The organism is Brevibacillus centrosporus, assembly GCF_046622605.1.
Taxonomy (GTDB): Bacteria; Bacillota; Bacilli; order Brevibacillales; family Brevibacillaceae; genus Brevibacillus; species Brevibacillus centrosporus.
The window spans coordinates 1906047-1919004 of record NZ_CP176856.1 but is presented as its reverse complement, the minus strand read 5'-3'; the positions used below and the strand labels follow the sequence as shown (position 1 = coordinate 1919004).

The following is a 12958-nucleotide window of genomic DNA, read 5'->3' as shown; positions in this document are numbered from 1 at the left end:
GCTCGACTGCTCCCCGGGATACAGGCACCAATCCCTGCCCGTTACATATGTCTATAGTGGATACCTATATGAAAAAAGGAGGACAACACTATGCTCAAAAAAAGGACCTCCACCTCTGGCCAAAGTGTGTCGAGCACCACTACCAGCAAGGGAAAGAGCGGAAAAGAAAAGCTGCTGTTATTAAAAAAGCAAGCGTACTATTATGAAGCAAAAGCAACGCAATACAGTCTGGAAATATCCCAGCTTCAGGAGCAGCTGCAAGCCTTAGTAGAGAAGGAGCAAGCCTATCAGGATGTCGTGAATCAATACGAGCAGGCGCTGCAAGACCTCCAAGAAAAGGAGCAAGGCACAAGACGCTCTCTCGGCCAAACACAAGCCAAGCTCGAGCAGCTTGAAGAAAAGTTCAAGCAGCATCAGCAGGCGCTTGAGCAGCGAGACAAGACCATCTCTCTCTATAAGGAACGCGAGGGCAAATGGAAACAAGTGGCGGAAGATCTCAGAGAAGAACTGTTAGAGGCAAAAAACGCCACCACCATCGATGAAGAGCTTCTCCTCGCGCAGCAAGAAGCAACCGAGGTGCATTTGAAGCAGCTCACTTCGCAATGGGAACAGCAGCTTGCGCAGATCGCGAATCGCGCCGCTGAAGCCGAAAAGCAAAGCCAGCAAAAAGATGAGATCATTGCGCGTTATCAGGAACAGGAGGCAGCGTTCCAGCAGGCAATCGAAAGCTTGCGTCAGCAGCTTCAAGAACATGAGCTGGATTCCTCAGACCAGCTGAATCAGAAGCTGGAAGCGGCTCAAAAACAGCTGGGAGCCGCTGCGAAAAGAGAATCGGAGCTCATCCAGCTCGTCGCGGATCAGGAGCATGTCATCCTCTTGCTGCAAGAGCACGAGCGCGTATGGAATGGAAAGCTGGAGGCAGCGCAGAATCAAATCTCCGCTGCTGGTCAACGCGAAGCCCAGCTGCTTCAAGAACGCGAGCAGCTTGAGGAAACCATCGCCAAGCAGGAAGCACAAGAAAACGAATGGAAGCTCGCTCTTGAGCAGAAAAACGAAGAGCTCCTGGCAGCCTTAAGTACCCACGCTGTAGACAGCGATCAATTGGCTGAGAAGCTGCGAGGCGCATTGCTGCAAATCACGAAGCTCCAGCAGCGCGAAACGGAGCTGCTCGAAGCTCAGTCACAGGTACAGCTCGCTCTTGATCAAAAAACGGAAGAATTGCATGCGGCTCTAAGTACTCATGCCGAGGACAGCGATCAGTTGGCTGAAAAGCTGCAAGACGCTTTGCAGCAAGTCGCAGAGCTCCAGCAGCGTGAAGCTGAGCTGCTCGAGGCGCAATCACAGGCTCAGCTCGCTCTTGATCAAAAAACCGAAGAATTGCATGCGGCTCTAAGTACTCATGCCGAGGACAGTGATCAGCTGGCGGAGATGCTGCAGGCCGCTGCGCAGCAAGTCGCAGAGCTCCAGCAGCGTGAAGCTGAGCTGCTCGAGGCTCAATCACAGGCTCAGCTCGCTCTTGATCAAAAAACGGAAGAATTGCATGCGGCTCTAAATACTCATGCCGAGGACAGTGATCAGCTGGCGGAGATGCTGCAGGCCGCTGCGCAGCAAGTCGCAGAGCTCCAGCAGCGTGAAGCTGAGCTGCTCGAGGCGCAATCACAGGCTCAGCTCGCTTTCGACCAGCAAAACGATGAGCTGAAGACTGCTTTGAGCGCACAGGCAGCAGAATTCAAGGAACAGACCGAGAAGCTGCAAGACGCTTTGCAGCAAGTCGCAGAGCTCCAGCTGCGCGAAGCTGAGCTGCTCGAGGCTCAATCACAGGCTGATGAGACGCTTGCTCACTGGGAAGTACAGATCGCTGAATGGCAGCAGATGCTTGATCAGCACAAGGAAGAACTGCAGGCCGCATCACAGCAGATCGAGCAGCTTCAACAGCGAGAAGCAAGCCTGCTCCAAGCTCAGTCCCAGACAAGCGAGACGATCGCTCACTGGGAAGCCAAAGAAGCTGAGTGGCAAGAGGAACGCCAAGCACTTAATCAGCAGCTGGAAGAGCAAATAGTCCTCTTGACCGCTCAAGCCGAAGAAATCGAGCAAACGTCCCAAAAGCTGCAAACCTCCTTGCAACAAATCGAGGAACTCCAGCAGCGCGAAACTCAGCTACTCCAAGCACAGACGCAGGCAGACGCTCACTGGGAGGCCAAAGAAGCTGAGTGGCAGCTCGCGCTCGATCAGCAAAAAGAAGCGCACCAGACGCTGGGCCAGCGGTATGAGGAGCTGCAGGCTCAGCTGAACACGCAAACCGAGCAAAACGAACAACAGGCAGAGCAGCTGCAAGCAGCCTTGCAACAAATCGAAGAGCTCCAGCAACACGAAGCTCAGCTACTCCAAGCACAGACGCAGGCAGACGCTCACTGGGAGGCCAAAGAAGCTGAGTGGCAGCTCGCACTCGATCAGCAAAAAGAAGCGCACCAGACGCTGGGCCAGCGGTATGAGGAGCTGCAGACTCAGCTGACCAGGCAAACCGAGCAAAACGAACAACAGGCAGAGCAGCTGCAAGCAGCCCTGCAGCAGATCGGGGAGCAAAAGAAACGAGAAGCGCAGTTGCTCGAGGCCCAAGCGCAGGCAGATGAGACCATTGCCCAGTGGGAAGCCAAGGCAGACGAATGGAAGCTCGCTCTCGACCAGCACGATCAGGAGCTGCAGGCTACCCTGACCAGCCATGCGGAATGGAAAGAGCAGCAAGCGCAGGAGCTGCTCTCCGCTATGCAACAGATCGAAGACCTCCAGCTGCGAGAAGCAACGCTGCTTCAGGAAAAAGCAGATGCAGAAGAAGCTATCTCCCATTGGAAGGCGCAAGCGAAGGAAAGTACGCTCAGCCTTGAGCAGCGCGAGCATGAGCTCAAGCTGGCAGCATCCGCTGAAGCCACCTGGAGGGAAAAGCTGACCGAAGCAAGCAAATCGCTGGAAGCTGAGAAACAAAAAACGGCGGACTATGAGCAGAAGGTGAAAGACGCCAATGACGCAGCCGAAAACTACCAACAGCTGCTCTCGAAAATGACGATCATCGAGCTACAGTACAAACAAATGCAAAGTGAAAAGGATAAGCAATATGAGCAGCTCGCCGCACAAGAGAAAGTGCTTAAGAAAACAGTCGATGGGCTCAAACAGATGGTAAAGGAACTCCAAGACAAGGAAGAAAGATACAAACAAGCCATCAAAGACTTTACACAGAAGGAAGCCCGCGCAAACAGAATGCTCAGTCAGCTGCCTAGCTCCTATACTTCACCCGGCAATTCCGTATCTGGGCAGTCCTCTTCACAATCCCAGCAGATCCAGCCACAAAACCAGCAATTCTCCAACTCGATTCCTGCCAACTTTCCACTCCCTCCACACTTGAACCGAGGCAACACCTTTAATCCGTTCAAGTGAACTCTCTGCCAATGTGCAATAGCCGTTCCCACGGTGCCAGACACTGAATAGAACATAGTACAGTAAAGAAAGGGAGGGAAATACCATGACACCTGAACAACTACGCGCATACCATCAACAACGCCAGCAAATGGCTATCCGTCAAGCTCAACTCCAGCAGCAGCAAGCGGCTAGAGGGCAAGTTCAAGCGCCTAGACCTATGACTCCATTGCCCAAAACAGGCCCTGTTCACAACGTCAAGCCTCACGTTCAATCGAAAACAACCGGGGGCTGCTGCGGCAGGCGTTGGCAAGCCTGAGTCCTCCACGCCACCTTTCTTGGTGTCCCATTCGGTCTGGAACGAAATGATCCGACACTGTATGGAGGAGCGCCCTTTCGAAGCCTGCGGTTTGCTTTCGGGACGAAACGGTTGTGCAGAAACCATCTGGAGAATGGAAAACATCGAAAAGAGTCCGGTTGCCTTTTCCATGGACTCTCGTCATATACAAAAAGCACTGCAGAAAATGGCGTTAAAGGGGGAAGCTCTGGTAGGGATCTATCATTCCCATCCTACGGCTCCTCCCTTGCCATCCCCTGAGGATATCGCGTATGCCTACTATCCGGAAGCAGCCTATCTGATCGTCTCACTCGCCTCCAAACAGCCAAATATCGGCTGTTACCGGATCGTCGGGTCACGAGCACTGCCTCTGCGCGTAGAACTTAGGTAGCTAGGTTTTGAAAAAGAAACAGCGGGTGCCCTCGGCCCCGCTGTTCTTTGTTTTTGCTATCGGAAAATTTTCATGAATCGTTCGGCTCCAGACGCAAAAGCTCGATCTTTTCCCAACTGACAAACTCATCCTCCCACAAGACGTGGCAACGATCTGCTTCGACACGGATGACTATTCCGCGAACCCCATCCTTCAGAAATACTACTTTGTCGCCCTCTTGTATCATCGTGCTTCCCCGCCTATTAACCGAGTCTGAAAATGATTCCGTGACCACCTTTTGGGTATTCCCACTTGATGTTTTCATAGGGACAACCGATCCGGCAGCTTCCGCATTCGTGGCACCCTTCGTATCCCACATGCATCCGCACCTCTTCCCATTTGTAGACTTCCGCTGGGCAAAAGATTGTACAAAGCTTATCCGGGCATTGGGTAGCACAGACATCTGCACTCAGCACGTGGAGATGAGACTGAGTATCAGCCTTAAACCGAACCAAATACTGCTTCTCTTCGATCGACTGGCCTTTGGGTATGTTCGCCATCACTTCATCACCCTCCATGCATTCATCAGATCGCGAGCCATTTTCCATTTATCCTTGGCTGTCCCAAGTTCGCTCCAGATCTTCTTCTGCTTGGTCCATTTTGAAGTGCCGTCTATGGTAAACATCTGGCTCGCTGCCTTGTTCATCATCGGAATGTACTGTTCAAAATACTGCGGGAACTTCTCAAAGTGATGAGTAGCATCCTTGTATTTTTTTAGATCCTGGCCGACAAAGCTGTTCAAAAGATTTGTCCGATAGGAATCGAGCATTCGCTCTGAAAAATCGCCGGCTTCGCGCGCTTGCATGATGGTTTCAGCAGCCATCACTCCGGAAGCCATGGCCATATTGGAGCCTTCCCGGTGGATCGCATTGACCAGCTGAGCCGCGTCTCCCACAACGATGACCCCGTTTCCGACAACCTTTGGCATCGAGCGGTAGCCTCCCTCTGGGATCAAGTGAGCCAAGTATTCCTGCTGTTCACTTCCTTGTATATATGGTCGAATCATCGGGTGGTTTTTGACATAATCCAGCAGCTCATACGGTTTGATCTTGTTCTTGATCAGACCGGAGAGCATCGTGCCTACCCCGATGTTCAAGCTGTCTTTGTTCGTATACAGCCAGGCCGTCCCGAGAATTCCCTTCGTCGAGTCCCCAAAAATTTCAATGGTACAGCCATGATCCCCTTCCAGATTGAAGCGGTCCTCGATAATTTTCCGATCCAGCTTGAGAACCTCCATGACGGCCAGCGCAACCTCATCCGGACGGAACTCTTTATGGAAGCCCAGCGATTTGGCAAGCAGCGAATTGACACCGTCTGCAAGGACAATGACATCCGCGTACACATCCCCATCGGGGCGGTCTGTTCGGATTCCGACGACCTTTCCGTTTTCTACGATACAATCGAGTGCCACCGTCTCATTGAGCAGCAGCGCTCCCTCCTGCACGGCCTTGTCGGCAAACCACTGATCAAATTTCGCCCGCAGCACAGTGAAGTTGTTGTACGGCTCCTGTGCCCATTCCATCCCTTTGTAGCTGAAATTAAGAGCGGATTCTTTGTCCAGCATCATGAAGCGCTGCTCCACGATCGGCCGCTCCACAGGCGCTTCCTTGTAGAACCCAGGTATGATGTCCTCCATGGTTTTCCGATACAGGACGCCGCCCATCACGTTTTTGGAGCCGGGATACTCCCCCCGCTCCATCAACAGGACATTCACGCCTTTTTTCGCCAGTGTATATGCACAAGCCGTTCCCGCCGGACCTGCTCCCACCACAATGACATCAAACTTTTCCGCCATATTGAACCTCCTTGTCCGGCTCCTTTTGAAACGCTTCCATTAATATCGGCACGATTTCAAAGGCATCACCAACGATACCGTAGTGGCACGATTGAAAAATAAGCGCATTGGGGTCTTTGTTGATGGCGATAATCAGACCGGAATTGCGCATTCCGACCAGATGTTGAATCGCCCCTGAAATGCCGATCGCGAAATATACTTTGGGGGTGACCGTCACACCCGTTTGCCCGACCTGATGCTCGTGATCAATCCAGCCAGCCTCAACGGCATCCCGGCTTGCCCCGACCGTCGCCCCGATCTTTTCGGCAAAGCGGTGAATTAGCGCAAAGCCCTCTTTGCTTCCCATGCCTTTCCCGCCTGCGACAATCACGTCGGCTTCGTCCAGTCGGACCTTTTCTTTCGTTTCGCGCACGATCTTGAGTACTTTTGTGCGAATGTCTTCCTCACGCAGGGTAATCGTTTCTTCGATGACTTCTCCCGTTCGATCCGCGTTCGGCTCCAGCGCTTTCATGACCTTGGGCCGGACGGTTGCCATTTGCGGTCGATGCTTTTTGCACAAGATCGTCGCCATGATATTGCCGCCAAATGCCGGACGGCTCGCTTCCAGAAGGCCCGTTTCTGCGTTCACATCGAGCATCGTCGTATCCGCTGTCAGTCCAGTCTCCAGATCCGTGGCTACCGCGCTCGCCAGATCTTTTCCCGTGGAGGTCGCCCCGTACAGAATGATTTCAGGCTTGTGTTTGTTCACACACTCGATGACTGCACGCATGTAAGACTCCGTTCGATAATCGTGAAAGATCGGGTCGTCGTATACATAAACCTGGTCTGCCCCATACGGAAAGACCGTTTTTGCCAGCTCCTTCACCTTCTCTCCGATCAAAAGACCTGCGAGCGGCACTCCCCTTTTGTCTGCCATTTGGCGTCCAGCACCCAAAAGCTCCAAGGAAACCGGCGCGATCTTACCGTCATTCACCTCCAAGTACACCCAGATGCCGCTATATTCCTCGATATTCATGCCTGCCCCTCCTTAACCCGGAACAACCGTTGTTTCTCCTGTAAAATCTCCATGAGCCGCGAAACCTGTTCTTGGGCTGTTCCTTCCAGCATCTCGCCGCCTTTTGGCTTTTCGGGCGGCCATACCTTGGCTACGATGGTTGGCGAGCCTTTCAGTCCTAGCAGGGTGCGATCGATATCCCCCAAGTCGTTCACAGCCCAAATGACAGGATCGTAACGCGCTGCCCGCAGCATGTTGGGCAAAGGTGAATACGGCACCTCATTGATCTCCTTTTCTACAGAGAACAGGCAGGGCAGCGAGGATTGGATCACTTCGTAGCCATCCTCTAATTTGCGGTGAACAATGCAGTAGCCTTCTGCTTTGTTTACTTCCACTACCTTTTTGACACTCGTCAACGGGGGAATGTCGAGCCTTCTCGCAATGCCTGGACCTACCTGCCCGGTATCGCCATCGATGGTCATTTTTCCACAAATCACCAAGTCTACGGGCTGCGTTTCCGAAATCTTCTCAATTGCCTTGGTAATGGCGTAGCTCGTCGCCAGCGTATCTGCTCCAGCAAAAGCCCTGTCTGTCACCAGATACCCGGCATCCGCGCCGATTTCGATGCATTTCCGAATAGCCTTGACTGCTGGTGGCGGCCCCATCGTAACGACCGAAACGACACCGCCATAACGCTGCTTCAGCCTTACCGCCTCTTCAACCGCATGAGCGTCATAGGGGTTGAGGATCGCAGGTGCGCTCGCCCGATCCATCGTGTTGGTCTTGGGATTCATCTTGATGATTTTCGTATCCGGCACTTGCTTAATACAAGCGACGATGTGCAGCATGTTCTATCCCTCCTTGCTGCCCAGCCGCGTATACTTGTACCACTGGTTGTCTCCTTCGCGCGCGAAGCTACGGGCAGCTTGTCGTTCATTGTTATAACCTATTTCAGAATAGGGAGGCTTAGACCAGTTACACGGGCAATCGAAGGCACGAACAAGAGAATGAAAAAAGAGGACACGATACCCTCATTCTGGGTATGCATCCTCTTTCTATGACGATCACGCCTATTCTTATTTTTTGATCGAGAACTGCACACGAGCATTCGTAAACTTCTTGCTCACGCTCAACAGCTTGATTTGCAGACCGATCTCCGGCAAGATTTTCCCTATTTCCGGCGCCTTTGGCATCGAATAGTCATTGCTGTCTTTAAATTCGGTAACGCCTTTTTCCGACTTGTAATCCATCGTACCGAGCTTGTAATCCAGATTCACAGGAGATGTTTTCTCTGGGCTGAATGCCGCATCGTTCAATTGGTAACGGGATTCTGCGATTGCATCTTTATTTCCCTCATCGTTATTCCAATAGTGGAGTTTTTGATGGGAATCAACTACGCCCAGCATACCGTAGCCTGGATGGTTGCTCGTATTGTTATCTTGCGTTTTTCCATAACGGCCATCGTAGTACCAGATAACCATACCTGGATCATACGTCATGAACGTATCGTTGCGACGGAAGTACTTCAGGCCGATATCTACTCCTTCATGGGAGCGTAGCTCCACCAAGTAATAGGCATCGTACATTTTGCCTTTTCCATCGAATTGGAGGAAGCCATCCAAGTCAAACTTCTTGTCGCCTTCCGCATCGTCAGCGAACACAACCTCTCCGTCTGCTTCGACTTCAAAGTTGTCCAGATAGAAGCCGGACATTGCCAAACCGCCGTCTGTTACGTAATTGAATTCGACCTGAATCTTTTTACCGACGAAATCTTTCAGGCTGATTTCTTCTTTATCCCAACCCTTGGTTTCGTCGTCGTATGACTCGATTCTTTCGCTCTCACCTGTGTCAGCGTCAATAACGTTCACATAGAGGTAGTCATAGCCCGTTTCAATCGATCTCCAGGAATCAAAACTCATGGAAGCATCGCTTGCCCCTGTCAAGTCAATGACTTCAGACGTCATTTTTGTGTTCAGGTTATCCCCTTCATCAGAAAAATAGGAATAGTCTCCATCTTTCGGCTGGATGGGTGGCAGCTTCTCAACCTGTGGCATGTTCAGCTTGATCACTTTTCCACCTTTGTCAATACTGCTTCCATCGATGAGCGACAAAGTTTTACTGCGCTTCTTAAGATCCTGGTAGTTAAGAACTTCCGGTTGAATCCATCTGTCGCCGTACATCTCCTGCAGCATTAATTTGGACCAAGGATCGAAGCCGGTTGGCTGGGTTTGGAACACTTCGCCTGTATGGCTGCCAGAAGACATCAATGACCATACCCCTACCGGAGAATCAAGGCCAGCTCGAGACGTGTCGTAAAGGTCTGGCAGTCCCAAATTGTGGCCATATTCATGCGCGAAAACACCTGGTGCTCCATTTTCGGGCTGAATCATATAATCATACGCTTTCAAGTCAGTACCAGGAATTTTAATTGGCTCTTCCAACGTCCAGCGATGGGACCAAATAGCATCCTCATCTTCCAAGGTTTCTTCCCCGATCCCGGAGTGAACGAGCATCAGGTTGTCCAGCATGCCGTCCGGTTCCATCAGATCGCCATCTTCGTCCAAATCGTATGGATCACGCTGGTCGTAATCGTCTTCATGTCCAGCGATTGCATCCCCTACTGATTCCAGCGTCTCAATCACCAGTTCGCGAGGGCGCGCATCGTTACCGTTCTTGTCATTGGCACCGTAGTATTCCTTGTCATTCTCTGCAGTAAGCCATGGCGTTACGACTCCATCAACTGTCCAGGTATTTCCGGACTGTTCGTAATAGTATTTCGCCATTGTCGTCATTTTCGTGCCTTCAGGTGTTTCATAGCCTTTGCGGTCAAAGAGCATCTTCTCGTAATGCTCTGGGTTGAAATCCTTTGTCCACAAGGTGTCGCTCTTCTTCTCCAAACTGTTATGTTCCAGGTCAGAGAACTCTACGAGTGCAATTACTAGATTATCCGTATGTACCCCTCTGGAAGCTCGTACTTGATTGTCATCCTTCACCTTGGTAACTTTATTGACTGCTTTTGAAACGGCTGCCAGCTGAGACTTGCTCGCTTTTTTTCCGAAGGAGCTGGACTCATCGATCCCATGTGGAACTTTTTTGCTGCGCAGAAACTTCTCGACCGCCTTGTCGATTTCCTCTGGATCTGCGTCCTCGTCGATCTCCCCTTGCTCCACCAACGCTTGAATCAACTTATCCATGTTGACCGTTGCCAAGTCCATTTCAAGCGGGGGCTTGTCCTTTGACTTGGCCATACCTACTGCCGGAAACGCTACAAAGCTGCTGAAAACCAAGGAAGAAGAAAATAAGATGGATAAAAACTTCTTGCCACTCTTCACTGCGTTCACCCTCTTCTATCTCTCGTGATTGGCCGGAAAACCGATTACCCCCCAGTTCCGACACAAGTCAATTATGACACGCAGACTGTTTTTTACCAATTTTAATTATTCGACAAATATATCATGTTTGATCAAAAGAGTTTATTCCACAAAAAGGAAACCCACCGAAAGTCCTAGCTTGATTCCCTCGAAAAAAGTCGTAAAAGCTCGAAATATCCATCCGATCGAACTAGCATATTCATGATGGTAGCATCATAAACGAAGCGGCAAATGCACCGTGAATTTTGTCACACCCTCGCTTGACACGGCCTCAATCCTACCACCGTGCTTCTTCACCACCGACTGCACAATACACAGACCCGCTCCACGCGCCCTTCCTCCGACGGAGTGCTTCGTCGAATACCCAAAGTCGAAAAGCTTGTCCATTTGTTCTCGCAGTATTTCGGGGCCAGAATTCTCGATCTCAAATCGATACTCCCCCTCTACATGCTTGCAGGCGACTCGAATCCACTTTTCCCCTTGGCCGGATGCTGCTGCATCCAGCGCATTATCGATCAGGTTGGACATCAATTTGATCAGGTCAATCGAGGGGATCTCGTCAAATTGATCCGGGCATTCCGCAAATTGCATCACGATATTTCGCGATTTCGCCTGCTCCCATTTGGTGTGAAACAGAATCATGAGCGCCGGGTTGCTGATGCGAACGGAAATATCCAGCAGCTTGGTCTCCTGTAACAAGGACTTGACGTATTCACGCGCTTTGTCAAAGTAACCAAACTCAATCAGTCCGTACAATACCTGGATATGGTTGATGAAATCGTGACGGACAGAACGGATCGAGGAGATCACGGAGCGCAGCTCGTCTTGATATGTCCTCTCTGCATCCCCAACAGCCGCTTTCAGTTCCTGCTGATACCAACGCTGCAGCCCAAGAATGACGAATACGAGCACAGCGACAAACAGTCCTTGGAAGAGGAAGAGGGGGACGCTTCTTCGGACTACATCGCTGCCGATTCCATCAACAGACAGCACATCCATATCCACCCCTACAATTCCTAGAAGCTGGCCGCTTTCCCCCAAGAGAGGTGCCCCTGCCGATAGGTATTTGCCGTGTATTGGATCCGAAATAACATCGGAGTAGTAAGTTTGACCGCTCACGATCATCTGGATTTGCTCTGCGTTAATATAGCAGGGCTCTCCGATTTGCATCGTGTAATCCAAGTCTGGAGGAAGGGAAGCAATCATGACACGCCCCCCTTGCTGATCCGCATCAATCTTTGAGATGTATAAAAATAGCGCTCCAAACTGCTCTCTCGCCTTTGCCAGCTCTTTCTCCAGCTGCTTATATGCCGGATTTTCTTTTACCGGGTTCTCGAGAAAGGCTTGGTAGGCCCGCGTATCCAGCTGGCTCGCGACAAAAGAAGCCGCCTTCATGCTCTGGTTGGCAATCGAAAGGCGGACGGATTGAATCGTATTGAAGTAAGAAGCGGCGATACTCACACATGTCATTACGAAGAAAAGTACAGCCGAGATGAGCATGATGAGCAGAATCCGATAGTTTTTCAAATAGGAAGTAACCATGTCCTTGAAACCATTGCCTTTCTTTTTGTAGTCGGCACGGTTTCCATTCTAGTCTATCGGAAAAGGAAATGTCCAGTTAGGCCTCGGAAATCAACACCTGCTCCAGTGCATCCAAAGCCAGCCTTGCATCTGCGCCTTCTGCCGTCAAGGTGACCGTATGCCCCTTTGCGACCGCCAGTGACATGACTCCGATGATGCTTTTCCCATTTACGTGCTTGTCTTCTTTTTTTACTCCGATTTCACTGGAAAAGGAAGCCGCCAGCTTCACAAACAATGTAGCAGGGCGAGCATGCAATCCTTGCGACAGCTGAACGGTCACCTGTCTTTCATTCACTTGAATCACTCCTTACTTGATCATTATTTGTCTACGGCAGCCAGCAGCTCTTCTACCTGCTCAAGCCGGGTCAGACCTGTTGTTTTATCCACGATCGAGGTGTAGATATGAGGGATGACCTGCTGGACGCCTGCTTCCAAGCAGACCTCGACAATCGGACGGATCGAGGTGGCATCGATTCCCCCTGTCGGTTCAAAAACGGGAATTCCGAAACGGACGGCAGCTCTCGCCATTGCTTTGATCTCATCCAGCTTCTCCATTCCGTTTACCGGATAAAATTTGACCGAATGCACCCCGATTTCCGCCAGCATGGCCGCAGCTGCCTCGCAGGAGAGCACTTCCCCCACCTTTTCACTTACAGGCCCCGTAGTCACTTGCACTTTTCCTGCCTGGTTGCTTGGGGTGATCAATGCATTCACAAGCGTATGGCTGTTGCCGATTGCCTGCAAGGCGCCCAGCGTATAGCCTGCTGCGGGAAAGATCTGGTTGACATGATCGGGCCTTGTTTGGATTGCCACCTGCGCTACTTTTTTCCATTGTGCTGGATCGCCCGCTCCTAATCCTACTGAAACGGGTATCCCCTCTTGCTGGTATTGCTGGACGGCTCGAACGGCCGCTTCGACGGTGGCAAATCCTTTGACCATCACTCCGATCAACACGCGGCCCTTTGCCAAGGTATTGATCTGCATTGCGTTTTCTACATCCTTTGCCAGTACATTCAAGCGTATGTTTGTTGTGCGCACGCGG

General features: G+C 51.3%; 12 protein-coding genes. 3 read left to right on the top strand and 9 right to left on the bottom strand.

The features are described from left to right. Nucleotides 1-90: 90 nt before the first annotated feature. From ACLIN2_RS09890 to ACLIN2_RS09880, 3 genes are all read left to right on the top strand, one after another. On the top strand, nt 91-3429 hold the full coding sequence (locus tag ACLIN2_RS09890) for a hypothetical protein (protein ID WP_411503942.1): 3339 nt from the start codon (nt 91-93) through the stop codon (nt 3427-3429). A gap of 85 nt (nt 3430-3514) precedes the next feature. After that, on the top strand, nt 3515-3727 hold the full coding sequence (locus ACLIN2_RS09885) for a hypothetical protein (RefSeq protein WP_411503941.1): 213 nt from the start codon (nt 3515-3517) through the stop codon (nt 3725-3727). A 22-nt stretch (nt 3728-3749) separates the two neighbouring features. Then, nucleotides 3750-4136, top strand: a complete 387-nt coding sequence (locus tag ACLIN2_RS09880) for a M67 family metallopeptidase (RefSeq protein ID WP_281274572.1) — start codon at nt 3750-3752, stop codon at nt 4134-4136. Nucleotides 4137-4206: 70 nt separating this feature from the next. Here the strand turns inward: ACLIN2_RS09880 and ACLIN2_RS09875 are convergent, their stop codons facing one another. From ACLIN2_RS09875 to ACLIN2_RS09835, 9 genes are all read right to left on the bottom strand, one after another. Then, nucleotides 4207-4362: a hypothetical protein gene (locus ACLIN2_RS09875; protein ID WP_170184507.1), complete on the bottom strand. Its 156-nt coding sequence runs from the start codon at nt 4360-4362 to the stop codon at nt 4207-4209. 16 nt (nt 4363-4378) lie between these two features. Continuing rightward, a complete protein-coding gene (locus ACLIN2_RS09870) occupies nt 4379-4675 on the bottom strand; it encodes a ferredoxin family protein (protein WP_092274099.1) in 297 nt (98 codons plus the stop codon). After that, nucleotides 4675-5970 carry an FAD-dependent oxidoreductase gene (locus ACLIN2_RS09865; protein WP_411503940.1) on the bottom strand — a complete coding sequence of 432 codons (1296 nt, stop codon included), beginning with the start codon at nt 5968-5970 and terminating at the stop codon, nt 4675-4677. Before ACLIN2_RS09865 ends, ACLIN2_RS09870 begins: the two co-directional genes overlap by 1 nt. Further along, complete coding sequence (locus tag ACLIN2_RS09860; RefSeq protein ID WP_328210507.1) at nt 5954-6985, bottom strand: electron transfer flavoprotein subunit alpha/FixB family protein; 1032 nt, start codon at nt 6983-6985, stop codon at nt 5954-5956. Before ACLIN2_RS09860 ends, ACLIN2_RS09865 begins: the two co-directional genes overlap by 17 nt. Further along, nucleotides 6982-7812, bottom strand: coding sequence for an electron transfer flavoprotein subunit beta/FixA family protein (locus ACLIN2_RS09855; RefSeq protein ID WP_092274108.1), 831 nt, complete (start codon nt 7810-7812; stop codon nt 6982-6984). Before ACLIN2_RS09855 ends, ACLIN2_RS09860 begins: the two co-directional genes overlap by 4 nt. Before the next feature lie 228 nt (nt 7813-8040). Next, complete coding sequence (locus ACLIN2_RS09850; RefSeq protein WP_411503939.1) at nt 8041-10296, bottom strand: immune inhibitor A domain-containing protein; 2256 nt, start codon at nt 10294-10296, stop codon at nt 8041-8043. Between the two features lie 252 nt (nt 10297-10548). After that, complete coding sequence (locus tag ACLIN2_RS09845) at nt 10549-11877, bottom strand: sensor histidine kinase (protein WP_411503938.1); 1329 nt, start codon at nt 11875-11877, stop codon at nt 10549-10551. A 76-nt stretch (nt 11878-11953) separates the two neighbouring features. Beyond that, nucleotides 11954-12211, bottom strand: coding sequence for an HPr family phosphocarrier protein (locus ACLIN2_RS09840; protein WP_092274113.1), 258 nt, complete (start codon nt 12209-12211; stop codon nt 11954-11956). 23 nt (nt 12212-12234) lie between these two features. Continuing rightward, complete coding sequence (locus ACLIN2_RS09835) at nt 12235-12954, bottom strand: KDGP aldolase (protein ID WP_411503937.1); 720 nt, start codon at nt 12952-12954, stop codon at nt 12235-12237. Nucleotides 12955-12958: the final 4 nt, after the last annotated feature.